This is a genomic window from uncultured Flavonifractor sp. (assembly GCF_944383115.1).
Classification (GTDB): domain Bacteria; phylum Bacillota; class Clostridia; order Oscillospirales; family Oscillospiraceae; genus Flavonifractor.
In genome coordinates this window covers 25,221-47,731 of record NZ_CALWOJ010000002.1, presented here as the reverse complement: position 1 = coordinate 47,731, position 22,511 = coordinate 25,221, and the positions used below count along the sequence as shown (strand labels likewise).

21 protein-coding genes, 1 tRNA gene and 1 other annotated feature are annotated in these 22,511 nt (G+C 60.5%); of the genes, 10 read left to right on the top strand and 12 right to left on the bottom strand.

Features of this window, described 5'->3' with window-relative positions; all coding sequences use genetic code 11:
• Positions 1–45 precede the first annotated feature (45 nt).
• On the bottom strand, positions 46–1,119 hold the full coding sequence (gene proC, locus Q0K43_RS00435) for a pyrroline-5-carboxylate reductase (RefSeq protein ID WP_366086117.1): 1,074 nt from the start codon (positions 1,117–1,119) through the stop codon (positions 46–48).
• Between the two features lie 5 nt (positions 1,120–1,124).
• Positions 1,125–2,078, bottom strand: a complete 954-nt coding sequence (locus Q0K43_RS00425) for a tRNA dihydrouridine synthase (RefSeq protein WP_366086118.1) — start codon at positions 2,076–2,078, stop codon at positions 1,125–1,127.
• A 190-nt stretch (positions 2,079–2,268) separates the two neighbouring features.
• Between Q0K43_RS00425 and Q0K43_RS00420 the strand changes: the two genes are divergently transcribed.
• Together Q0K43_RS00420 and Q0K43_RS00415 are read left to right on the top strand one after the other, a co-directional pair.
• Positions 2,269–2,835, top strand: a complete 567-nt coding sequence (locus Q0K43_RS00420; RefSeq protein ID WP_297288594.1) for a DUF3793 family protein — start codon at positions 2,269–2,271, stop codon at positions 2,833–2,835.
• A gap of 28 nt (positions 2,836–2,863) precedes the next feature.
• Positions 2,864–3,289 carry a flavodoxin gene (locus tag Q0K43_RS00415; protein WP_297288593.1) on the top strand — a complete coding sequence of 142 codons (426 nt, stop codon included), beginning with the start codon at positions 2,864–2,866 and terminating at the stop codon, positions 3,287–3,289.
• 45 nt (positions 3,290–3,334) lie between these two features.
• On the opposite strand, the gene Q0K43_RS00410 is transcribed toward Q0K43_RS00415, so the two are convergent.
• Positions 3,335–4,330 (bottom strand): asparaginase, encoded by a 996-nt coding sequence (locus Q0K43_RS00410; RefSeq protein WP_297288592.1) that lies wholly within the window; start codon positions 4,328–4,330, stop codon positions 3,335–3,337.
• Complete coding sequence (locus Q0K43_RS00405; RefSeq protein ID WP_297288591.1) at positions 4,331–4,942, bottom strand: FMN-dependent NADH-azoreductase; 612 nt, start codon at positions 4,940–4,942, stop codon at positions 4,331–4,333.
• A gap of 179 nt (positions 4,943–5,121) precedes the next feature.
• Here Q0K43_RS00405 and Q0K43_RS00400 point away from each other — a divergent pair.
• The 3 genes from Q0K43_RS00400 to Q0K43_RS00390 all read left to right on the top strand — a co-directional run bounded on the left by Q0K43_RS00400 (position 5,122) and on the right by Q0K43_RS00390 (position 7,464).
• Positions 5,122–5,209, top strand: a tRNA-Leu gene (locus Q0K43_RS00400).
• A gap of 233 nt (positions 5,210–5,442) precedes the next feature.
• Positions 5,443–6,936 carry an S-layer homology domain-containing protein gene (locus tag Q0K43_RS00395; protein WP_297288590.1) on the top strand — a complete coding sequence of 498 codons (1,494 nt, stop codon included), beginning with the start codon at positions 5,443–5,445 and terminating at the stop codon, positions 6,934–6,936.
• A 138-nt stretch (positions 6,937–7,074) separates the two neighbouring features.
• Positions 7,075–7,464, top strand: a complete 390-nt coding sequence (locus Q0K43_RS00390) for a NifB/NifX family molybdenum-iron cluster-binding protein (protein WP_297288589.1) — start codon at positions 7,075–7,077, stop codon at positions 7,462–7,464.
• Between the two features lie 69 nt (positions 7,465–7,533).
• Here Q0K43_RS00390 and leuA read toward each other — a convergent pair whose 3' ends face one another.
• From leuA to Q0K43_RS00355, 7 genes are all read right to left on the bottom strand, one after another.
• A complete protein-coding gene (gene leuA / locus Q0K43_RS00385) occupies positions 7,534–9,225 on the bottom strand; it encodes a 2-isopropylmalate synthase (RefSeq protein ID WP_297288588.1) in 1,692 nt (563 codons plus the stop codon).
• Between the two features lie 54 nt (positions 9,226–9,279).
• Positions 9,280–9,515, bottom strand: a binding site (T-box leader).
• 44 nt (positions 9,516–9,559) lie between these two features.
• Positions 9,560–10,615 carry a hypothetical protein gene (locus Q0K43_RS00380; protein WP_297288587.1) on the bottom strand — a complete coding sequence of 352 codons (1,056 nt, stop codon included), beginning with the start codon at positions 10,613–10,615 and terminating at the stop codon, positions 9,560–9,562.
• Positions 10,612–12,039, bottom strand: a complete 1,428-nt coding sequence (locus Q0K43_RS00375) for a hypothetical protein (protein ID WP_297288586.1) — start codon at positions 12,037–12,039, stop codon at positions 10,612–10,614. The genes Q0K43_RS00380 and Q0K43_RS00375 overlap by 4 nt, the downstream gene beginning before the upstream one ends.
• Before the next feature lie 4 nt (positions 12,040–12,043).
• Positions 12,044–12,781, bottom strand: a complete 738-nt coding sequence (locus tag Q0K43_RS00370) for an ATP-binding cassette domain-containing protein (protein WP_297288585.1) — start codon at positions 12,779–12,781, stop codon at positions 12,044–12,046.
• Complete coding sequence (locus tag Q0K43_RS00365) at positions 12,769–13,284, bottom strand: hypothetical protein (protein ID WP_297288584.1); 516 nt, start codon at positions 13,282–13,284, stop codon at positions 12,769–12,771. The genes Q0K43_RS00370 and Q0K43_RS00365 overlap by 13 nt, the downstream gene beginning before the upstream one ends.
• Positions 13,274–13,999: a hypothetical protein gene (locus Q0K43_RS00360; protein WP_297288583.1), complete on the bottom strand. Its 726-nt coding sequence runs from the start codon at positions 13,997–13,999 to the stop codon at positions 13,274–13,276. Before Q0K43_RS00360 ends, Q0K43_RS00365 begins: the two co-directional genes overlap by 11 nt.
• A complete protein-coding gene (locus Q0K43_RS00355; RefSeq protein WP_297288582.1) occupies positions 13,996–14,388 on the bottom strand; it encodes a GntR family transcriptional regulator in 393 nt (130 codons plus the stop codon). Before Q0K43_RS00355 ends, Q0K43_RS00360 begins: the two co-directional genes overlap by 4 nt.
• A gap of 157 nt (positions 14,389–14,545) precedes the next feature.
• Between Q0K43_RS00355 and Q0K43_RS00350 the strand changes: the two genes are divergently transcribed.
• Complete coding sequence (locus tag Q0K43_RS00350; protein WP_297288581.1) at positions 14,546–16,333, top strand: ABC-F family ATP-binding cassette domain-containing protein; 1,788 nt, start codon at positions 14,546–14,548, stop codon at positions 16,331–16,333.
• Positions 16,334–16,355: 22 nt separating this feature from the next.
• Positions 16,356–18,203 (top strand): family 10 glycosylhydrolase, encoded by a 1,848-nt coding sequence (locus Q0K43_RS00345; RefSeq protein ID WP_297288580.1) that lies wholly within the window; start codon positions 16,356–16,358, stop codon positions 18,201–18,203.
• 449 nt (positions 18,204–18,652) lie between these two features.
• Here Q0K43_RS00345 and Q0K43_RS00340 read toward each other — a convergent pair whose 3' ends face one another.
• Positions 18,653–19,828 carry a M20 metallopeptidase family protein gene (locus Q0K43_RS00340; protein WP_297288579.1) on the bottom strand — a complete coding sequence of 392 codons (1,176 nt, stop codon included), beginning with the start codon at positions 19,826–19,828 and terminating at the stop codon, positions 18,653–18,655.
• Positions 19,829–20,018: 190 nt separating this feature from the next.
• On the opposite strand from Q0K43_RS00340, the gene Q0K43_RS00335 reads away from it, so the two are divergent.
• From Q0K43_RS00335 to Q0K43_RS00325, 3 genes are all read left to right on the top strand, one after another.
• Entirely contained in the window at positions 20,019–21,329 is a 1,311-nt protein-coding gene (locus Q0K43_RS00335) for an MATE family efflux transporter (protein ID WP_297288578.1), read from the top strand.
• Positions 21,330–21,447: 118 nt separating this feature from the next.
• A complete protein-coding gene (locus Q0K43_RS00330; RefSeq protein WP_297288577.1) occupies positions 21,448–21,954 on the top strand; it encodes an RNA polymerase sigma factor in 507 nt (168 codons plus the stop codon).
• 52 nt (positions 21,955–22,006) lie between these two features.
• A complete protein-coding gene (locus tag Q0K43_RS00325) occupies positions 22,007–22,480 on the top strand; it encodes a hypothetical protein (RefSeq protein ID WP_297288576.1) in 474 nt (157 codons plus the stop codon).
• Positions 22,481–22,511 lie beyond the last annotated feature (31 nt).

Here is a 22,511-nt window from a genome sequence, read left to right as displayed (position 1 = left end):
GGGTGTGTCGCAAAGACACACCCTGGTTTTTTATTTATGGAGTTGTTATACCTTACCCAGATCCACCGTCTTGTGGTAGGCGGCCTCCACCGCCTCAATGGCGGCGGAGCGGAAGGCGCGGGCCTCCAGGGCTGCTACCCCTGCGATGGTGGACCCGCCGGGGGAGCATACCTCATCCTTCAGCTGACCGGGGTGCTTGCCGCTCTCCAGCACCATGGCGGCGGAGCCCAGCACCATCTGGGCGGCATACACCATAGCTTGCTGCCGGGGCAGGCCCACCTTTACCGCCCCGTCGGCCAGGGCCTCGATGAAGGGGTAGACGAAGGCGGGGCCGCAGCCCGCCACGGCGGAGAAGGCGTCGATCTGACCCTCCGTCAGCCGTTCTACCCGGCCCGCCTTGGCCAGAATGGCCTCCACGGCCTGATAGTGTTCCTCCTTGGCCTCCGGCTCGCCGGTAAGGGCCAGCATCCCCATGCCGATGGCGGCGGGGGTGTTGGGCATGATCCGCAGGATGGCGGGGGAGCAGTCCCCCAGCCAGCCCCGGAGCGTGGCGATCTGGATACCGGCGGCGATGGTCACCAGCACAGTGTCCGGCTTCTCCCGCAGGGCGGGGACCAGGGCCTTCACCACCCCCTCCATCACCTGGGGCTTGACGCACAGAAAGACGTACTCCGCCTGCCGCAGGGCCTCCCCGTTGTCCTGAACCGCGGTGCAGCCCAGCTTTCCGGCCAGTTCCTCCGCCTTGGCATAGGCGTGGTCGGTAATGACCACTTGCTCCGGCCCCAAAGCCTCGCAGGCTGCCTGGATGAGGGCGCCCCCCATGTTGCCCGCGCCGATAAATGCCGCTTTTTTCATACAAGATCCCAGCTTTCCTTGATAATCTGCGATGAGCGCCAGCTTGTCCTGCCGGCGCAACTGCTTAATGGCGTATTCCCGCCGGAGTGCCGTCCCCTTGTCGGGACAGGCCTCCCGGTAGACCACCTCCACCGGCAGGCGGGAGCGGGTATATTTGGCCCCTTTGCCCCGGTTGTGGACCGCTGCACGCTTGTCCACGTCAGCGGCAGTGCCGGTGTACAGGCTGCCGTCGGCACACCGGAGGATATAGACCCAGTATCCCATCGTCATCACCAGTTGGGTATAAGGACGGGAGACAGTTCCAGGTCGGCAAAGACAGCGCGTACCGCCCCCTCGTAGTCCAGGGGGTCACGGGCCTTCTTGATGGCCTTGGACAGCTTGTCCCCATCCTGGAACAGACGGATGAGATAGAACCAGACCTCCTTCATCCGCAGCATGGCGTTGCGGCGGCTGCCAAAGGCTTCTGCATAGCTCTCATATACCTGTTCCACGAAGCAGTTCAGTTCCGTCCGCCCGGCGGAAGGGCCGCCCTTGAGGCGGCGGGCCAGGGCAGGATCTCCTGCCAGCCCCCGGCCCAGCATGAGCCGCTCCGCCGACGGAAAGGCGGCCTGGAGCCGGGCGGCGTCGTCTGGGGTGCAGATGTCCCCGTTGTAGCACACCGGGAAGGGGGAGTCCTCCAGCGCCGCCCCGAAGCGGTCCCATCGGGGGGTGTTTTTGTACATGTCAGTCCGTACCCGGGGATGGACGATGAGTTCCGCCACAGGGTATTTTCGGTAGATAGCCAGCAGGGCGGGAAATTCCTCCGGGTCCTTCAGGCCGATCCGGGTTTTCACCGAGATGGCGCAGGGGGCTTTTGAAAAAATCTCCTCCAGAAAGGCGTCCAGCTCCGGCGGATGGGCCAGAAAGCCGGAGCCCTTCCCCTTGGCCACTACGGTGCCCGAGGGGCAACCCAGGTTCAGGTTGACCTCCCGGTAGCCCATGGCGGCCAGTTCGCCCGCCGCCCAGAGGAAATCTTCCGCATTCCGGGTGAGCAGCTGGGGTACCGTGGGCAGGCCTCCGTTCTGTTCCGGCAGCACTTCCCGCAGCTCTCGCTTGGTAAAACGGTGATCCCGGGTGGGGGTAAGAAAGGGAGTGAAGTACCGGTCCACTCCGCCGAACCAGCGGGCCAGGGCCCGCCGGTGGTAAATGGTGGTCAGCCCCTCCATGGGGGCGAGGGATACCATCAAACAACTCGCTCCTTTTGTCATGCTAAAGAAAATTGTAGCAGGACGGGCCGCCGCCGTCAAGCGGCGGGAAACGCAAAAAGGGGTTGACAGGGAAGAGGAAGTATGGTATTTTTATGACGTGGTTAGCGATGGCTAACCAAAAATAAAGCAAAGTAGTTAGTTAAAACTAACCTCGAAAGGAGTACCAATGATGTCCCTGCAAGCCGCACTTGTTGAGCATGGCGCTCCCACCCTGGCGGGGCTGAAGCCCGCCAGTCTGTTTCGATTCCAGCCCCAGGAGGGGGGAGACTTTGCCGGGGAATTTCTTGCCTGCCGGAGGGCGCTGGAGGGGCGGGGACTGGTACTCACCCTGTTGAAGGGCTGCCGGAGGACGGGGGCCTATCTGGTCTACCTCTACCGGGAAGAGGCTCTGGCGGGGCTGCTGGATCAGCCGGATCACCGGGCCTTTCTCCGGGAGATGGGGTATGAGCCCTGGACGGAGAGCCGGGGTTGTCTGCGTCAGCTGGCCGCCCGTTTGTGCCTGGAGGGGGAGTTCCCCCATGAGATCGGGGTGTTCCTGGGCTATCCGCTCTCCGACGTGAAGGGCTTTATCCGCCACAAGGGGAAGAACTTCACCCTCTGCGGCTGCTGGAAGTGCTACGGCGATCCCGGAGAGGCCCAGCGGCAGTTCCGCCGGTTCAAGGAGTGTACCAATGTCTACCGCCGCCGGTTTGCGGCAGGGGCGACCCTGAGACAGCTGACCGTGGCGGCATAAGTAAGGTGATTCAGAAAGGAAGGTTCAGATGAGCAAGATAGCAGTGGTTTATTGGAGCGGCACTGGCAACACCGAGGCCATGGCCAGGCTGGTGGAGGAGGGTATCGTGGCTGCTGGCGGCCAGGCCGACCTGCTGCCGCCCGCCCTCTTTACTCCCGATCTGGTGAGCGGCTACGATGCCATCGCCTTTGGCTGCCCTTCCATGGGGGCCGAGCAGCTGGAGGAGGGGGAGTTCCAGCCCATGTTTGACGCCGTTAAGGGTAGCCTGGGGGGCAAGACCATCGGCCTCTTCGGCTCCTACGGCTGGGGGGACGGCGAGTGGATGCGTACCTGGGCGGAGGAGTGCGAGGATCTGGGCTGCAAGCTGGCCGACCAGCCGGTGATTGCCCATGAAGCCCCGGACGCCGACGCCGCCGACGCCTGCCGGGATCTGGGCAAGGCTCTGGTTAGTTAAGAAAAAACGGGCGTGCCGCCTTGTGCGGCACGCCCGTTTGCTGTCTTATGCCATTTCTCCCGCCAGGGAACGCTCCATGTAGTCCCGGATAATCTCCGGGTCGTCGGTCTGACCAAGTACCCACATGAGTTTGGTGACTGCCGCCTCGGTGGTCATATCCCGGCCCTGGATAACTCCCTGGGCCAGCACCTTCTGCCCTACCTCGTAGACTGAGAAGTCGCTGGGCTCATACAGGCACTGGCTGCACACCACCACCGTCATGCCCGCCTGGGCCGCCGTCTGGAGCTTGGAGATCAGGTCCCGGCGGACGAAGTGGAGCCCGCCGGCGCCGAATGCCTCAATGACGATGCCCCGGTAGTGCATCTGGAGGAGCATGTCAAAAATCTCCGGGTCCAGACCGGGGGTGAGCTTGATGAGAAAGACCTTGTCGCATAGCCTGTCCCGCAGGGTACAGGCCCCGGCGGTGGTGGGAATGGCCTCCCGGCAGATCTGAAGGCCCTTGCCGTCCACTGAGGCGGCCAGGGGCCAGTTGACGCTCTCAAAGGCGTCAAAGTCGGTGGTGCGGGTCTTGACTGCCCGGCAGCCCAGAATCACCTTCCGGTCGAAGGCCAGGAACACCCCGGCCACCCCGGAGGCCGCCATAGCCAGAGCGGTGCGCAGGTTTTCCATGCCGTCGCTGAGGGGATGGGTCATGGGCAGCTGAGCCCCGGTGAGTACCACCGGGATGGCGATGCCCCGGAGCATGAAGGACAGGATGGAGGCGGTATAGGCCATGGTGTCGGTGCCGTGGGTAATGACAATGCCGTCATAGGCCCCCATCTGCTCAAAGACGTGGCGGGCGATGGTCTGCCACTCCTCGGGCTGAATGTTGGAGGAGTCCAGATGGAGGATATCCTGAATGGTGATATCATAGGAGTCGGTAACGCCCCGGGGGAGCAGCTCCGCCAGATCCTCCCCGTCCAGGCCGGGGGCCAGGCCGTCGTCGGTGGGCAGGGAGGCGATGGTGCCGCCGGTGGTCAGCAGGAGAATGCGGCTCTTCACTTAAAACACCTCCGCCATGGCGTCTGCCCGGCCCATGGCCTCGGCCAGGATGGCCTCCTTGTCGTTGCGGATATCGTCCAGGCCCTCGGCGGCGAGGCACTGGAAGGAGGGAATGCCATACATGGCGCACAGGGCCTCCAACTGCCGGGCGCCCATCTCCATCCACGCCGTCTCAGGCAGGGAGAAGTTGCCGCCCCGGGTGGTGATGAGCAGCAGCTTCCCCGCCTTGCACAGACCCACGTTGTTGCCCTGCTCGTCGTAGCCGAAGGTAATGTTGGTCACTGAGATCCGCTCCAGATAGATTTTCAGAATAGCGGGGAAGGAGAGATCCCAGAAGGGAGCGGCCACCACGATCCGGTCGGCGGCGGCAAACTGCCGGGCCAGGTCAAACATGGGGTCGTCCAGTTTGCCGGCGTTCCACAGTTCGTCCCGCTGGGCCAGCACCTCGGGATACTGAGGCACCGGCCGGTCTTTGCATAGATCCACCTGGGTGATGACGCCGTCGGAGTGGTTCCTCTGCCAGTTTTCCAGGAACCGGCGGGCAAGCTTCAACGTGCGGGACCGCTCACCCCGTACACAGGCATTGACAAAAAGAAGTTGTTCCATTTTCATACTCACGCTCCTGCCGCTGTTTTCCTGTCTATGCTATCACAGAACAGGCCGGGGTGCAAGCGGGCCGGCCAATATGGGGCTGGGTGGAAAAAATAAAAAAACACGCGAAAAAAGAGTTGACAATCCAGGAGGAGCGTGGTAATATAAATCTCGCGCTGAATGAGGGCGCAGTAAAATATGCGCGAGTGGTGGAATTGGCAGACTCGCTAGATTCAGGTTCTAGTGTGCATTACGCACGTGCGGGTTCAAGTCCCGCCTCGCGCACCAAAAAACGGAGCAAGCATATGCTTGCTCCGTTTTTTTCTTTTAGAAATCAGGTGTGGTGCATTTGATGTATTATGTATACTATACGAAACATTATAGACGAAGGAATGTGTCATTTCTGCTAATTTTGTAAAAGTTAAGATCGAAACTTGCCGAACAAGAGGATTTCTGTTATGCTATAAAAGTGAGATTCGGCGGTAAGGCCGAAAACCCCCGGAGAGAAAGGAAAACCCATCGTGAAAAAGAGAACTGCATCCCGGCTGCTGGCAGGCACATTGCTGGCGGCTGTGCTTCCCATATCTGTTGGAACCGTTCCGGCTGCCGGAATTGGTAACACGTTTACAGACGTAACCCCCGGCGTGTGGTATGCCGGCGCGGTATCCTATGTATATGACAATGGCTTGATGAGCGGTGTTTCCAGCAGCTTGTTTGCCCCTGAACTTTCCATGAGCCGTGCCATGCTGGCTACGGTACTTTATCGCATGGCCGGCAGCCCGGCTGTGAGCGGACAGGACGGCTTTACCGATACAGAGGCCAATGCCTGGTACTCGAATGCAGTGCTGTGGGCCCAGCAGAGCGGCTATGTAACCGGTTACAGCAGTCAGACTTTTGGTACCAACGACCCGGTGACCCGGGAGCAGGTGGCCACCATTTTGTGGCGCTATGCCGGCAGCCCTGCCGCCAGTGCCGGCACACCCTATGCCGATGCCGATGAGATCTCGTCCTGGGCGGTATCTGCGGTGGACTGGGCCCAGGCCGATCAGGTCATCAGCGGTAAGCCTGGCAATCGTTTTGATCCCTCTGGCCAGGCCACACGGGCGGAGACGGCGGTCATCCTGACCCGCTACGACCAGAACAGCCAGCCGGAGCCCACGCCAACCCCCACGCCGACGCCGACACCCACCCCCACGCCGACTCCGACGCCGACACCGACACCCACCCCTACGCCGTCCCCAACGCCCAGTGAAAGCCCTGAGCCGGAACCGACCCCCAGTGAAAGCCCCACGCCGGAACCCACGCCAACACCCACCCCTGTTCCGCCCAACCCCTATGACAGCGAGGCGTTTTTTGTCAATGAGGATGGTTTTCTCAGCTATGCCGGAGATGCGGAGAGCTATGTAGGGATCGACGTTTCCTCTCACCAGGGTAGGATCGACTGGGATCTGGTGGCCGAGTCCGGTGTGGATTTCGCCATCATTCGTGCGGGATACCGGGGCTATACGGTGGGCAGGATCGTCCAGGACTCCTATTTCGACTATAACATGGAAAACGCCGCCCGTGTGGGTATTGATGTAGGTGTCTATTTCTTCTCTCAGGCAATCAATGAGGAGGAAGCACTGGAAGAGGCCTACCAGACGCTGGAGTGGATTGAAGGATATGATGTCACCTACCCGGTGGTGTTTGACTGGGAGTACATCAGCGACAGCAGCAGCCGTACCTACAATATGACGTACCAGGAAATCATTGATTGCACCAAGGTGTTTAACCGGGTGATCCAGAGCGCCGGGTACCAGCCGATGGCCTACAGTAATCCCTATCTGGTCAATAAGGGCTTTGACCTCTCTCAGCTTCAGGAGTATCCCTTCTGGCTGGCCCACTATACCAGCGGCTGGGCTCCCACCACATTTCCCTATTACTATGATATGTGGCAGTACTCCAGCAGCGGATCGGTCAATGGGATTGAAGGCCGGGTGGACCTGAACATCTGCCTGACAGATCTCAAATCATAATATGTGTTGCCTTGTGGGGCGCCGCGTCAGCGGCGCCCCACACCTGTTTCAACGGGACTAGAATATTGACATATGCCGGAAACGGGTGTATGATAGCATTAAATAGATGGCATATGCCAGGAAAGGAAGCATCAGGGCATGAAAATTGCAGTTGCCAGCGTGGGAACAGAGGTAGGAGGCCATTTTGGTCATTGTGAGCATTTTCGCATCTATACGGCGGAGAACGGCCAGATCACCGGTGAGGAGTTGGTACCCAACCCCGAACATAAGCCCGGCTTCCTGCCCAACTTCCTGGGTGATATGGGAGTGGAGGTCGTGATTGCAGGCGGTATGGGGGCTCACGCCGTATCTCTGTTCCAGCAGCGCAAGATTCAGATCATGATGGGCGTCCAGGGCGATGCCCGCGCCGCGGTGGAGCAGTACCTGAAGGGAGAACTGAAATCCACAGACGCCGTCTGCCATCATCATGACCATGAGCATGAACATCACCATGACCACCACTGCGGCGGTCACCATCACGACGCATAAGAGAACTGAAAAAGCGGTCCCGCCGATCAACCGGCGGGACCGCTTTACTATTTGTGCTGGGAAGGTTTGTTACAGACCGTCGTGGTTGACGGCCCGGTTGATGGCGGACAGGATGCCCTTGAGGGGGGCCAGGTTGATGTTGTGGCTCATACCCACGCCGAACCAGTCCTTGCCCTTTTCATCCTGGAGGTGGATGTAGGCCACGGCCTGGGAGTCGGAACCCTGCTTAATGGCGTGTTCCTTGTAGTCGATGAAAGTGAAGCGGTCCATCTTCTGGCCGTGGATGGCGTTAAAGAAGGCGTCGATAGGTCCGTTGCCCGAACCCTGAACCTGGAACAGCGTATCGGCGTGCCGCAGGGTGCCGGCAAAGGTGACGTGGGAGTGACCTTCCTCGTCGGTAAATTCGGCAAAGGAGTGGCGCACCATCTCGTAGGGCTTTGTGGCGTCAATATAATGGGTCTTGAACAGGTCGTAGATGGCCTCCGGCTTGAGTTCCTTGCCCACCCGGTCGGTCTCCACCTGGACGATGTGGCCGAACTCGGGGTGCATGGCCTTGGGCAGGTCAAAGCCGAAGGAGTGCTGCATGACGAAGGCGGAGCCGCCCTTGCCCGACTGGGAGTTGATGCGGATGATGGGTTCATACTGTCGCCCCACGTCGGCGGGATCGATGGGCAGGTAGGGCACCTCCCAGTATTCGGTGCCGCTCTCCTCCATGTAGCGGGTACCCTTGTTGATGGCGTCCTGGTGGGAGCCGGAGAAGGCGGTGAACACCAGCTCGCCCACATAGGGCTGCCGCTCGCCGATCTTCATCTTGGTGACCTTCTCATATACGTCCCGGATCTTATTGATGTTGGAGAAGTCCAGCTTGGGGTCCACGCCCTGAGTGTACAGGTTGAGAGCCAGGGTGACCATATCCACATTGCCGGTGCGCTCGCCGTTGCCGAAGAGGGTGGCCTCCACGCGCTCGGCCCCTGCCAGCAGACCCATTTCCGCGGTGGCCACACCCTCGCCCCGGTCGTTGTGGGGGTGGAGGGAGATGATGGCGCACTCCCGGCTGGGCAGCTTGCTGATAAAGTACTCGATCTCATCGGCGAAGTAGTTGGGCATACAGTTCTCCACCGTGGTGGGCAGATTGAGGATGATCTTGTGGTCGGGGGTGGCACCGATGGCCTCAATGACCGCCTGGCAGATCTCCACGGCGGCATCCATCTCGGTGCCCATGAAGGACTCGGGGGAGTATTCGTACCGGAGGTCCATGCCGGCGTCAATGGCGGGCTGGCTCAGCTCCCGGATGAGCTGAGCGGCGTCTACAGCGATTTTGGTGACGCCGGCTACGTCGGTGTGGAACACCACCTTCCGCTGGAGGGTGGAGGTGGAGTTGTAGAAGTGGAAGATGACGTGCTTAGCCCCGTCGATGGCCTCAAAAGTCTTACGGATCAGATGTTCTCTGGCCTGGACCAGCACCTGGATGGTCACGTCGTCGGGGATATGGCCCCCCTCGATGAGGGTGCGGATGAATTCATACTCGGTCTCGGAGGCGGAGGGGAAGCCCACTTCGATTTCCTTGACGCCGATGTCCACCAGGGTGTGGAACAGCTCCAGCTTTTCCTCCACGTTCATGGGATCAATGAGGGCCTGGTTGCCGTCCCGCAGGTCTACGGAACACCAGATAGGGGGCGCTTTCAGCTCCTTGTCGGGCCAGGCGCGACGCTCCATTTTCAGGGGAACGAAGGGGATGTACTTTTCCTGTGCAGGTTTCATAACAAAAATTCCTCCTTGGGCCAGAGTACGAAAAACGCCCCTGACCAGATTCTGGTCAGGGGCGTAAATTACGCGGTACCACCCTGCTTCCGCCCGCCGTCACCGGCGGACGCTCACGGCCTCCAACAAGGCCCCGGCCGGTAACGTGGCCGTGACGGCCTGCCCTACAACCGATGCTTCAGGCAGGCGGCTCCGGGATCAGTATCCGCACGCTTTCCCACGCCGGTTCGCACCAACCACCGGTTCTCTGAGCGGGACGGGACGTGCCTTCTTCCCATCATTGCCTGTTCTGGGATTTGATTTTCATCCATTCTAGCCGAACCGCCCGGTTTTGTCAAGAGGCAGTTTCCGACCAGTCCACCAGGGGGAGGGGGCTCCCCTGGGCCAGGGCGTAGTAACCCTGACCCTCGTAGTCCGCGATGGTATCCTGGACGGCGGGAGGGGCCAGGGAGGTGGCGCAGACGCCCAGGTACTCCAGTCCCGCCTGGGAGTAGACCGCCAGATAGAAGCCGGGCCTCTGGTGAGCGCCGCGGATGGCCAGCCGCCCGTCCTGGTAGTCCATAGACAGGGCGGAATCGGTCAGATTGTGGCAGCCAAGTGCGATCTGCTCTTCCAGATCGGCAGTAAAGTCCAGCTGCCAACCCTGGGAGCCGGAAGCCACCACTGCCAGCCGCCAGCTGCCGGAGTCATCGCCATAGAGCATGGGGATCAGGAAATCGTCTCCCTGATAGAGCTGTATATAGCGTTCGCCCTCCTTCATGGAGAACAGGTCGATGGTGGTTTGCAGGGCCGGCTGGCTGTCAAAGACCCGTAGGCGCAGGATGTCCGCCTCCCGGGTCAGCAGGAAGAAGGCGGAGCTGTCATCGACGCCCCGAAAGTCCAGTATCTGGATGCCCTCCGGCAGAGTGTACACGGCCTCCACGCTGCCCCGTCCCCTGGCCTCATCCACGGTCAGACGGTAGATTCCCCAGCCGCCGGGGATGGAGCTGCCGTCCATCAGACGGACCTGCTGGGTGTTTTCAAAGTCCTCGTAATAGTTGCAGAAGGTAAAGAGCAGCCCCTGGGGGGTGTCCGCGCTCCAGCCTTCCGCCTGGTATTGGTACCGCGGGTCGCTGGATACCGTCAGGGAGGAGATGTCGCCGGTGTCATCTTTGGCAATGGTGAGGGACACCTCATAATCCTCCGGGAAGGAGATGTCCCAGTGCAGGCAGTTCCCTCGCACCAGGGGAAGGTTTACCGTAAGCCCCTCCGCCGCCGACGGGGCGCCTGCCAGCGTCTCAGCGGTGACAACCACCTGATCGCCCTGGCGCTGTACGGCAAAGGAGCCGCCTGCCAGCAGCCCGGCGCCCAGCAGGGCCAAAAGAAGAATCAGGCCAAAACTGCGCCTCATGATGTGCCTCCTTTCTCTGTGCCTCCTTGCCAGCGGATGCTGGGGGACAGGGTGTCGAAGGGAGTTTCTCCAAATTCCATACCCAGGTCGGTCCTCAGAGGGACCAGCGCCTTGGGGTGAAGGGAGGTGGTATAGAGCCCTAGGTAGGCCAGCCCCTCCTGATCATACACCGACAGATAGAAGCCGGGCTCCAGGTCGTGGTTGGTGGCGCACACCGCCAGCCGGTCCTGAGCATAATCCACGCCCAGCAAGTTTGCTCCATAGCCGTCTTTGGAGTAGAAGGAGTAGCCGGACTGCTCCTGGGTCAGGGTGTGGGCGGAGAAGGCGGCAGTCCAGGCCCCGTCCTGACCTTCCACCACCGTGAAACGGAACCGGTCCTTGTCAGCAACAACGGCCATAAAGAAGTCCTCCCCCTGCAGCAGATCGTAGAAGGGAGCCTCTTCCCCGGCGGGCATCAGGTCCTGGGTGTCCAGCAGCGCCATGTTCCGGTCAAAGATCCGCAGCCGGAGGACGCCCTCCTCCACGGTGAGCAGGAAGAGGGTGGAGCCATCCTCACTGGCCCAGAACTGCTGGGCCATGCTGCCCTCCGGCAGGGAGAAGAGGGTCTCCAGGCTGCCCTCGGTTTTGTCCTCGTTGGTGGTCAGGCGGTAGATCCCCCAGCCGCCGGGAATGGCGCTGCCGTCGGCAGAAAATTCCTGGTAGCTCTCCCAGCTGAAGTAGCGAACCTTCAGGAGGAAGAGAATGGCGTCGTCGATCTCCACCGTGTCAACGGTGCATTCCAGGCTGCACTGTGGGTCATTCTCTATGTAAATGCCGGTCTCCTTGCCCCGTTCATTCTTTATGACCGTGATCTTCACCTGATAGTCCTGGGGGATGGGAATGGAGAAGTAGTCCGCAAAGGTCTGGCCCACAGGCTGGTTCCAGATGCCGTTCCCCTCCAGATAGACCCTCATGGGCCAGGCGTCATAGACCTCCGCCAGATGGATCTGCCGGGTGCGCTCCTCCCCGGCGGGGGTCTCATCGGACACCAGCTGGACGGCCTCCTCCCAGTAAGAACTGCTGCCCAAGGGGATCTCGATTTTCAGGGTGTCCGGGGTTCCGGCGACGGAACGAACCACTGGATAGGGACTGGCAAGATTGAGCAGGTTGAATTGGGCGTTGCGCAGACCAAAAGAGGAAAATCCAAAGCGGCTGTCGGTGTCCCTCGGCTGGGCGGCGGGTACAGTCAGTTCCCACAGCATAGCGTTCTGGCAGTAGACGGGCAGGGATAACTCCAACCCCTCCGCCGCCGCCGGATCCCCGGCCAGGGCCTCGGCCTCCACGGTGACGGAACTGCCTTTCCACTGGACGGCGATGGAGGTTCCGGTGAGTGCGGCAGCGGATAACAGGGCCAGCAGCAAAACCAAAATAGAGGCGCGTTTCATGGTCTCACTCCTTCTGGTCGGTCAGCTGATCCAGGGCCTTGCTGACCCGGTCAGCCTGGTAGCGGTAAGTCTCCTTCACATAATCCATCAGACTGCGTCCCTCGTCCTCCAGCTGGGAGGTGGCCATGTCTCCTGCGATCCGGCCCTGATGGAGCAGGACGGCCCGGCCGATGAAATGCTGCACCTCCTCCAGCAGGTGGGTAGACAGCAGAATGGTTTCATTGGGCTCCAGGATGCCCAGCAGCACCTTGTAAAAATCCTCCCGGTTGAAGATGTCGTTGCCGGCAAAGGGTTCATCCATCAAAATGTAGTCCGCCCCCTGGCACAGGGCCAGGATCACTTCAAATTGATTCTTCTGGCCGGTGGAAAAGCTGCGGATGGTCTTGTTCAGGGGTAGCTGGAAGAAGTCCATCAGGGCGGTAAACCGCTTTTCCCGGAAGGCAGGGAAGTGTTCCCGATAAAAATCCCGGTGGGCGGCGGCGGAGAGGGCGGGGAAATAGGAGTGTTCGCAGGTGGCGAAGGAGATCCGGGCAATATTTTTGGGGGTGATGGGATCCCCGTCCAGGGTGATCTCCCCCTGATACCGCAGCAGGCCCAGGATGCACTTCATCAGGGTGGTCTTGCCGGCCCCGTTCTCCCCGAACAGGCCCACGATCTCTCCGGGGCCCAGGGACAGGCTTACCCCCTGTAGAGCCTCTTCGCCTTTCAGATAGGTCTTTTTCACATCATTTAAAACCAGCATAAGATACCTCCCATTCCGGCCCACGGATCCTCCGGCAGATGGCCCGCCGGGAGAGACAGATAATTTAAAACACAAATCAGCAGGGACAAAGCGGCGGCCAATACCGTCAGGACCAGCAGTACCGCCGGCCCCGCCAGACAGCGGATATACAGCTCCCGCCGCCGGGGGAGCCGCCGCATCAGGTAGATGCTTTTGCTCCCCTGCCAGTGCCAGAGAAAATGGAAGAGGGGGAGCAGTACCAGGCACAGAGCCACGATCCAGAACCCCAGCAGGCCCCGGCCAAAAATTTCGGCGAAGGGGACAATATGGGTATGCCCATCCAGAATGCGTTCGGAGAGGGAGCTGTAGAGGGGGATTTTAGCCCGGTCAAAGTGGATCAGAAAGCAAAGAACAGCGGAACACCAGGACACCAGAAGCGCGCATAGAGTCACTTCCACCGTGGTCTGCCAGGGCCAGCCGGCGGGGAAGAGCTGGGCCAGGCCTCTAGCCAGCTTACTCCTCATCCTCATGCACCCCCGTGACGCTTTTCCAGAAATAGAAGCAGAGCAGCAGAAAGATCACCGTGGCGCCGAGAGAGAGTACGGGATTGCCGGCGTAGACGGGGAAGCCCACGGCTGCCACCACCGCCAGGGGGAGGATCAGCAGGTTATTGCGCCCGTGCCGCCGGTGGAAGGAGAAGGCGGACGCTGCCAGTCCCAACACCAGGCACCCGCTCAGGTTGCGCAGCAGCACCAGCCAGTCCGCCAAAGGCAGCAGGCTGTGGAGATAAGGACTGCGGTAGCAGGCCAGAAACAGGGACTGGTGGTTGACGGTAGCGGGGTCGGCGGAGGCAAGGAAGCTCTGGCAGAGGATCAGTGCCGCCGCCAACTGGCACACCCAGTAGAAAAAGAGCAGCAGTGCGTTCTGCACCCCCCACAGCAGAGAGAGCTTTCCCTCGTTTACCGCCAGCCGCCGGAGGGTGTAGCTGGTCTTTGCCCCTTTGTCCCAGCCGGGCAGGATAAGGATGGCGCACAGGATCAGCAGCCCGGCGGCAAAGGCCAGAGACAGACGCCCTTCCTGGATCAGGGATTCCAAAATAGGGGGTGCTTCTCCGCCCCAGTGGGACAGGACAAGGAAGAAGAGGACGGCCTGGACGGCGGCGGCCCCCAGGGCAATGAGCAGGGTTTTCCAGACCGCCAGCCGGGCGGCGGGGGCCAGGGCAGTCAGATAGCGATTCATGGCGTTTCCTCCTTTGTTTCCTCCCAAAGTCGTTCCAGCAGGGCCACCGCGGCCTCTTTATCCAGCCCCGCCTGCCGCAGGGCTTGTACCAGCAGCCCCGCCTCCTGTTCCAACAGTTGGTTTCGTACCTGTTCCACCGTGCCTGGAGAGAGAACCACCTCACTCTTGGCCCCCGAGCGGGAGGCGATGAGCCCCTCCTCCTCCAGCAGACGATAGGCCTTCTGCACCGTGTTGGGGTTTACACCCAGCTGGGCCGACAGCATCCGGCGGGAGGGCAGCTCGTCGCCCCCCTGTACTGTCCCGGCGGCAATGCCCCGCTTGACATGGCGGATGATCTGCAAATAGATGGGCAGCCCCTCCTCCGGAACAAAGCGGGAAAAGGAGAGCATGGCGCTTCACCTCCTGTCCAAAGTGTATTACATAACTAATACGGTTTTCAACTGTATTATATGAGTAATACGGTTGCTTGTCAAGGGCCTCCGGGGCTTTTCTTTTTGGATTCTTTCCGTTATACTGAATGGGACATCAACAAAGCGAGGGAACGCTATGCTGTTATCGGCGGAACAACTGACCAAGACCTACGGGACCCGCAGCCTGCTGGACTCTGTTTCGTTTTATGTGGAGCCGGGGGACAAGACCGGCGTTATTGGGACCAACGGCTGCGGGAAATCCACGTTGCTGCGGCTGCTGGCGGGGGCGGAGGAGCCGGATGGAGGCACCGTGCGGCCCGACCCCAACATGCGCCTGTCCTATTTACCCCAGGACCCGGTATTTCCCGGGGAACACACCGTGCTGGAGCAGGTGCTGCTGGGGCTGGAGGGGGAGGACCGGGCCTTGGCGGAATATGAGGCAAAGACTATTCTGAACCAGCTGGGGGTATCCCGGTTTGACCAGAAGGTGGGGCAGCTGTCCGGCGGAGAGCGTCGGCGGGTGGCCCTGGCGGCGGTACTGGCCCGGCCCTGCGATGTGCTGCTGCTGGACGAGCCCACCAACCACCTGGACGACCAAATGGTGAACTGGCTGGAGGATTATCTGAAAGGTTGGAAGGGTGCGCTGGTGATGGTTACCCATGACCGGTACTTTTTGGAGCGTATTGTGACCAAACTGGTGGAGGTGGAGGGGGGCAGCCTCTACACCTACGAGGGAAATTACGACAAATACCTGGAGCGGAAGGCGGCCCGGCTGGAGAGCGAGAAAGCCAGCGAGCGCAAGCGGCAGGCCATCCTCCGCCGGGAGTACCAGTGGGTGATGCAGGGGCCGACCGCCCGGGGGACCAAAAGCCGGGAACGGCTGGAGCGGTATGAGGCACTAAAGGCCCAGACCGGCCCCGCGGAAAAAAGTACCTTGGAACTGTCCGCCCGCTCCAGCCGTCTAGGGAAAAAGACGGTGGAACTGCGGGGCGTGTCCAAAGCCTTTGGTGACCGAACGGTGATCCGGGGGTTTGACTGTATGCTTCTGCGGGACGACCGGATCGGTATTGTGGGCGCCAACGGCAGCGGAAAGTCCACCCTGCTCAACCTGATGGCGGGGGTCCTGACCCCCGATTCCGGCACGGTGGAGGTGGGAGAGACCGTCCGCTTCGGCTACTTCCGCCAGGAGGTGCCGGATATGGACGGGGACAGACGGGTCATCGACTATGTCAAGGAGATCGGCAATCATATTGAGACGGCAGAGGGGATGCTCACGGCCTCCCAACTGCTGGAGCAGTTTCTCTTCCCGGCGGAGGTGCAATGGTCCCCCATCTGCAAGCTGTCCGGTGGGGAGAAGCGGCGGCTCTATCTGCTGGCCGTATTGGCCGCCGCTCCCAATGTGCTGCTACTGGACGAACCCACCAACGACCTGGATATCCAGACGCTGTCCATTCTGGAGGACTATCTGGATCGTTTCCCCGGCGCGGTGATCACCGTATCCCATGACCGCTACTTCCTGGATCGGGTGGTGCGGCGTGTGTTTGCCGTGGAAGAGGACGGTGCCGTAAAGGGCTATCCCGGCGGCTACACCGAGTATCTGGCGGCCAAGCGGGCGGAGGAAAAGGCCAAAGCCCCCAAAATCCCCGCCGCCGACAAGGGCAAGGAGCGCCCTGCCGCACCCAAAAAGCTGAAATTCAGCTACAAAGAGCAGCGGGAATTTGAGACTATCGACGACGATATTGCCGCCCTGGAGGGGCAGATTGCCCGGGTACAGGCGGAGCAGGCCGCAAAAGCCACCGACTATGTGGCGCTCCAGGAACTTCAGGAGCGGCAGGCCCAGTTGGAGGCCGCCCTGGAGGAGAAGATGGAACGCTGGGTCTACCTCAACGACCTGGCGGAGCAGATCGCGGCGCAGGAAAACTAGACCCCAGCAAAGGAGACCCTGAATGACAAAAGTATGGAAATTTGTGGTGGCCGTTGTGCTGATCGGCGCCCTGGCGCTGGCAGGCATGGCTATCCGCACCCAGACCAGCGCCGGGAAAAACGAAGTGAAAAACCCGGATCAGTTCCGGGCGGTGTGGGTGAGTACGGTGTACCGGCTGGATTACCCCAGCAAGGCTACCACTGACCCGGCGGTACTTAAGGCGGACGCGGACAAGATCTTGCAGACCTGCGCCGATATGGGCATGACAGCTGTGATCTTACAGGTGCGGCCCTCCGCCGACGCCCTCTATCCCTCCAGCTACTACCCCTGGAGCGCCGACCTGACGGGCCGGCAGGGCCAGGCCCCGGCAGACGGCTTTGATCCCCTGGCCTACTGGGTGGAGAAGGCCCATGAGATGGGGCTGGAGCTTCACGCCTGGATCAACCCCTTCCGGGTGACCAAGGGCGGGCAGTCGGAATTTGACAGCCTGACCGCCGACCATCCGGCCAAAGTCCATCCGGACTGGGTGGTGGAGTACGACGGCAAATTCTATTTTGATCCCGGCCTGCCCGAGGTGCGGGAGTACATTATCCAGAGCGCCGAGGAGCTGGCGGAACACTACGACATTGACGGCGTCCATCTGGACGATTACTTCTATCCCGGCGCCGCCTTTGACGACGGCGATACCTACGCCAAGTACGGCAGCGGCTTCTCCGACATCGGGGACTGGCGCCGGGACAACGTGAACCAACTGGTGAAGGAACTGGGGGAGCGGCTCCACGCCATTGACCCCGACCTGTCCTATGGCATCAGCCCTTCCGGCGTGTGGGCGGACAGGAGCAGCCTGCCCCAGGGTTCCAATACCACCGGCGGTTACGAGAGCTATTACGCCGCCTACGCCGATAGCCGGAAGTGGGTAAAAGAGGGCTGGATTGACTACATCTGTCCCCAGGTCTACTGGTATATGGGTCATAAAAGTATGGACTATGAGACCATCGTGAAATGGTGGGCGGACACGGTGAAGGGTACAGGAGTTTCACTTTACATCGGAATGGCCGACTATCAGGCAGGTAATACCGATCCCTCCAGCCCTTGGTATGGGGTGGAGGCCATCCGGCAGCAGCTGGAGCTGAACGAGACCATTGCCCAGGTAGACGGAGAAGTCCACTTCCGGTATCAATTTTTAGCGCAAAATCAGGAATTAAAGGAACTTTATCAGGAGTTTTATACCGCAGAGCCGGAGGCGACCCTGAACACAGTGGATCATATGGCCTATGTGCAGGGCAGCAACGGGAGGTTCCATCCTGACGGATCTTTGACCCGGGCCGAGGTGGTGACCATGCTTGCCCGATTGGCGGTTGACCGTAATGGAAAACTGCTTTACAGCTTTGAGGAGGGAACCGGCGGCTTTTCCGACGTGAGCCCAGGCGACTGGTACAGCTCCTACGTCCACTTTGCCAAAAAATACGGCATTGTACAGGGCTATGGGGACGGGACCTTCCGACCCACCCAGCCTGTCCGCCGGGCGGAACTGGTGAAGATGGTGACCGCCTTCTTTACGGTAACCGGCGGCAGCCATAGCTTCTCCGATGTGCCTTCCGAATACTGGGCGGCCAGGGAGATCGCCTTTGCCGCCGCCCAGGGATGGATCTCCGGCGGCAGTGACGGCACCTTTCAGCCGGGGCGCAGCGTGACCCGCGGGGAGGCGGTCAAAATCCTGAACAAGGCGATGGGCCGTGAGGCCGGGGAACGGGATACGCAGTTCCCCTTTGCCGATGTGTCCCGTGATCACTGGGCTTATTGGGAGATCCTGGAGGCCTCTGTGGCCCATGATTACAGAAAGACGGACCGGGGCGAGACCTGGTTGTAAGCGGGGCGGTAAAATTGGCGCGCAACGGCCCGAAAAGAACCTGTTGTGCGGGAAATTTGGGTCAATATTTTGAAATCCTTTTACCAAAACTTGATGGAAAGGGCGCGGAGAACCCGATACAATGGAACCACCGGGCGCAAATACCCGGACAGGCAAAGAAAGGGGTTTCCGCCATGATTCCGTGTCAATCGACCTGTTCCGACTACTGCGAAGGGTGTCACAAGAACTGTACCCGCTGGGCGGATTTTCAGCAGCAGAAGAGTCGGGAACGCCAGGCAAAGAAAGACTACTTAAAATATTATAACGAACTATGCGGCTCGATTTCCCGTCAATACAGGGCTATCGGCGCGGTCTGTCTGCCCCGCTGACGTTGGGTAATGGATCAAAATGTAAGCGGCACAGCTCCCCAAAAAATCGGGGAGCTGTGCCGCTGTTTTACGTCGGCAGATTCAGTTTTCCAGTCCCACCAGAGCGGATTGGGCCAGCAGGGCGGCGGCCAGAGGCAGGGCGTCGTCGTCGGTGCGGAAATGTTCATTGTGCCAGCAGGGATTGGCCTGGCCGGGGAAGCCGGAACCCAGCCAGTAGAAGAAGGCGGGGACGTCCTGACCAAAGACGGCGAAGTCCTCCGATCCCATGTCGGGAGCGGGGGAGACCACCTGGGCCTCATCCACCAGGGCCAGGGCGGCCTTTCGGGCCAGGGCGGTCATGGCGGGGGAGTTAATGGTGGCGGGTACGCCGGGATGGAATTCCACCTGGGCGGTGCAGCCGTAGGCGGCGGATACCCCCAGGGTCAGTTCCTCCAGCCGCTGCTCCGCATGGCGATGGGCGGCAGGGGAGTGGGCTCGGATGCTGCCCGTCATGGTGAGGGTGTCGGGAACAAAATTGTCCGGCGTGCCGGCGTGAATGGAGAGGACCGAGCATACCACGCTCTCCAGCGGGTCGGTGTTGCGGCTGACCACCGTTTGCAGGGCGTTGACCACCGCCGCTCCGGCCACAATGACGTCGGTACACTTGTGCGGGGAGCCGCCGTGGCCGGAGACCCCGTGGAGGGTGACCACAAAATGACTCTTGCCTGCCATCACCGGCCCTTCCATGACGGCAATTTGTCCGGCGGGCAGCTCAGGCCGGTTGTGCAGGCCGAAGAGGCAATCAGGTCTGGCAGGCAGCCTGTCCCACAGGCCGTGGTCGATCATGGCCTGGGCACCCTGGGTGATCTCCTCGGCGGGCTGGAAGAGAAAGACCACGTTGCCCCCCAATTCCTCTTTCCGGCCCGCCAGCAACTCGGCCGCGCCGTAGAGTCCCACGGTATGGAAGTCATGGCCGCAGCCGTGCATCAGCCCAGCGCACTGGGACACCGCCCCGTCGTGGGGGGCCTCCTGCTGGGCGATGGCGTCAATGTCGGCCCGCAGGGCCACCGTCCTGCCGGGGCGGCTGCCACGCAGCAGGGCTGCCACGCCGGTGTCCATACCCAGGTCGATCAGTTCCAGCCCAAGCGCGGTCAGCTTCTCCTGCAGGATACCGGTGGTGCGTTTCTCCTGAAAACTCAGCTCCGGATGGCGGTGCAGATCGTCTTTCATGGCCCGCAGCTGGGGCGCCAGGGCCTGTGCCTGTTCCAACAGAGTCAAAGAAATCAGTTCCTTTCCATTGCCTGTACTCTTAAATTGGAGTATAATATAATACTAAATTCGTCAAAACCCGATACATACAGCGGGCCTTTTTGTTTTCTATAGGTATACTCCAAATATGCCCAAATTGCAAGAGAGGAAGTGACCAGCCACGCAAGCCAAGATGCAAAATGATTTTTCCAGGGGCAGCATGGCCCGGAACATCATCTACATGGCTGTACCCATGACGGTGGCGCAGCTGATCAATATCCTCTACAACATTGTAGACCGTATGTATTTAGGGCGGCTGCCGGGCCATCTGTCTCTTACCGGTTTAGGCCTGTGCCTGCCCATCATCTCCATCCTGATGGGCTTTGCCAACCTGTGCGGTATGGGCGGCGCGCCCCTGTGTTCCATATGTCGGGGCAGGGGGGAGAACGACGAGGCTGAAGAGATCATGGGCAACTCCTTCTCCCTGCTGCTGCTGTTCGGTGCAGCCCTCACTGTTTTGTGCCTCATGTTCCGCCGGCCTATCCTCTATCTGTTTGGGGCAAGCGACGTCACCTTTCCCTATGCCAACGACTATCTCACCATTTACATCCTGGGTACCCTCTTTGTTATGATCAGTCTGGGTATGAATCCCTTCATCAACGCCCAGGGCTTCAGCCGCATGGGCATGATCACGGTGGCGGTGGGTGCAGTGGTCAACATTGTGCTGGACCCGATCTTTATCTTTCTGATGGATCTGGGGGTGAAGGGAGCCGCTCTGGCCACCGTGATCTCCCAAGCCTGCTCGGCTGTGTGGGTGTTGAAGTTTCTCACCGGGAAAAAGGCCATCCTTAAGCTGCGGATGTCCGCCCTCCGACTCAAGGCGGAGCGGGTCAAGCGCATCCTGAGCCTGGGTACCTCCGGGTTTGTCATGTCCATGACCAACAGCCTGGCCCAAGTACTCTGTAACGCATCTCTGGAGGCCTACAGCGGCGATTTGTATGTAGGGGTCATGACGGTGATCAATTCTATCCGGGAGATCATTACCATGCCTGTCCAGGGCATCACCAACGGATGCCAGCCGGTACTGGGCTACAATTACGGCGCAGGCCAGTATCAGCGGGTACGGCAGGGCATCCGCTTTACCACCGTACTTACGGTGGGCTATTCCGTTGCTGTTTGGGCGGTGGTGATGCTGCTGCCTGAACCTCTGATCCGCATCTTCAACAATGAGCCCGATCTCATTTCCGTGGGCATACCGGCCTTCCGTATCTACTTTGCGACCTTTTTCTTTATGTCCTTTCAGTTTATCGGCCAGTCGGTTTTTGTGGGGCTGGGCCGCTCCAAAAACGCCGTTTTTTTCTCGTTGCTTCGCAAAGCCTTTATTGTAGCACCCCTGACCCTCATCCTGCCGGCGGTGGGGTTCGGAGCCGACGGAGTGTTTCTGGCCGAGCCTATCTCCAACGTGCTGGGTGGCCTGGCCTGTATCATCGCCATGTATGCTACAGTTTACCGACAGTTGGGCAAGGAATGAGTTTTGGGGCGTCCGGACGACGCCCCAAAATTTTTTATTCTATGTGAGATTTTTTGTCCCTCCGGGGGATATTCCTGATGAAAGGCCTTTCAAACCAACCCACAGAAAGGGAGTAGTCATGACCGACGAGACATTTGAACAGGCGGCCCGTACCTATGGTGACATGCTCTACCGGGTGGCCTACCACGCCCTGCGGACCCAGGCGGATGCGGAAGATGTGGTGCAGACGGTGCTTCTCAAGCTCTACCAGCAGGACGGCTTTGAGAGCGAGGACCACCTGAAGCATTGGCTGCTGCGGGTGGCAGTCAATGAGAGCCGGAAGGTGATGCGGTCCTTTTGGCGCCGCCGTGCGGTACCGCTGGAGGAGCGGGATGAGGCGCCCCCTCCGGTGGAGGACCGCCGGGAGGAGGTGTTTCAGGCGGTGATGACGCTGGATGGAAAGTACCGCCTGACCATCTACCTCTACTACTATGAGGGCTGTTCCGTCAAGGAGACAGCGGCCGCCATGGGGGTCAATCCCTCCACCGTGCAGACCTGGCTCCAGCGGGCCCGGACTCGGCTGCGCCGGACGCTTTCCGAAGAAGAGGAGGGGAACGATGATGTTCGACCACAACGCATACCGTGAACGATGCTCGGAGCTTCACGTCTCCGAAGAAGCCCTACAGGAGGTCATTGAAATGGCAGAACAGAAACAAAAGAAGCCGGTCCGCCGCCCGCTGCGGGTGGGCCTGATCGCCGCCGCGGTAACCGTGGCTCTGATGGTGACTGTAAGTGCCGCCAATCCGGAGGCACTGGAAGGCCTGCTGGCCACCATCCGCTCGTCCAGCTCTATTGGAGATTACCGGGAAGAGATTGTGATGGATGATACCGGCGAGACCATTACCGCCCTGCGCCTGCCCGATACGGCAGTGGAGGAGAGAGACAACCGCATCATTCTCATCGTGGACGGTGAGGAGACGGATATCACTGACGCCATGGAGCGGGACGGCAGCTACCTCTGGACCCGGGAGGATGAGGGAGCAAAAGTTACCGTTCAGGTGACTTTGGATGAGGACGGCAAGCCTGTGGCTGTCTCCCATGTGACTCTGCCCGACGGTGCGGAGCAGGATGCCAACATGGCTATGGTCACAGAGATCAGCGGAGTGGAATAAGACGCAAAGGACCCGGACGGCGGCTGCCGTC

What these genes read in the sequence shown, in the direction of transcription:
- proC (WP_366086117.1), bottom strand. Translation starts at nt 1,119, where the DNA reads ATGGGATACTGGGTCTATATCCTCCGGTGTGCCGACGGCAGCCTGTAC.
- Q0K43_RS00425 (WP_366086118.1), bottom strand. Translation starts at nt 2,078, where the DNA reads ATGGTATCCCTCGCCCCCATGGAGGGGCTGACCACCATTTACCACCGG.
- Q0K43_RS00420 (WP_297288594.1), top strand. Translation starts at nt 2,269, where the DNA reads ATGATGTCCCTGCAAGCCGCACTTGTTGAGCATGGCGCTCCCACCCTG.
- Q0K43_RS00415 (WP_297288593.1), top strand. Translation starts at nt 2,864, where the DNA reads ATGAGCAAGATAGCAGTGGTTTATTGGAGCGGCACTGGCAACACCGAG.
- Q0K43_RS00405 (WP_297288591.1), bottom strand. Translation starts at nt 4,942, where the DNA reads ATGAAAATGGAACAACTTCTTTTTGTCAATGCCTGTGTACGGGGTGAG.
- Q0K43_RS00390 (WP_297288589.1), top strand. Translation starts at nt 7,075, where the DNA reads ATGAAAATTGCAGTTGCCAGCGTGGGAACAGAGGTAGGAGGCCATTTT.
- leuA (WP_297288588.1), bottom strand. Translation starts at nt 9,225, where the DNA reads ATGAAACCTGCACAGGAAAAGTACATCCCCTTCGTTCCCCTGAAAATG.
- Q0K43_RS00380 (WP_297288587.1), bottom strand. Translation starts at nt 10,615, where the DNA reads ATGAGGCGCAGTTTTGGCCTGATTCTTCTTTTGGCCCTGCTGGGCGCC.
- Q0K43_RS00375 (WP_297288586.1), bottom strand. Translation starts at nt 12,039, where the DNA reads ATGAAACGCGCCTCTATTTTGGTTTTGCTGCTGGCCCTGTTATCCGCT.
- Q0K43_RS00370 (WP_297288585.1), bottom strand. Translation starts at nt 12,781, where the DNA reads ATGCTGGTTTTAAATGATGTGAAAAAGACCTATCTGAAAGGCGAAGAG.
- Q0K43_RS00365 (WP_297288584.1), bottom strand. Translation starts at nt 13,284, where the DNA reads ATGAGGAGTAAGCTGGCTAGAGGCCTGGCCCAGCTCTTCCCCGCCGGC.
- Q0K43_RS00360 (WP_297288583.1), bottom strand. Translation starts at nt 13,999, where the DNA reads ATGAATCGCTATCTGACTGCCCTGGCCCCCGCCGCCCGGCTGGCGGTC.
- Q0K43_RS00355 (WP_297288582.1), bottom strand. Translation starts at nt 14,388, where the DNA reads ATGCTCTCCTTTTCCCGCTTTGTTCCGGAGGAGGGGCTGCCCATCTAT.
- Q0K43_RS00350 (WP_297288581.1), top strand. Translation starts at nt 14,546, where the DNA reads ATGCTGTTATCGGCGGAACAACTGACCAAGACCTACGGGACCCGCAGC.
- Q0K43_RS00345 (WP_297288580.1), top strand. Translation starts at nt 16,356, where the DNA reads ATGACAAAAGTATGGAAATTTGTGGTGGCCGTTGTGCTGATCGGCGCC.
- Q0K43_RS00335 (WP_297288578.1), top strand. Translation starts at nt 20,019, where the DNA reads ATGGCCCGGAACATCATCTACATGGCTGTACCCATGACGGTGGCGCAG.
- Q0K43_RS00330 (WP_297288577.1), top strand. Translation starts at nt 21,448, where the DNA reads ATGACCGACGAGACATTTGAACAGGCGGCCCGTACCTATGGTGACATG.
- Q0K43_RS00325 (WP_297288576.1), top strand. Translation starts at nt 22,007, where the DNA reads ATGGCAGAACAGAAACAAAAGAAGCCGGTCCGCCGCCCGCTGCGGGTG.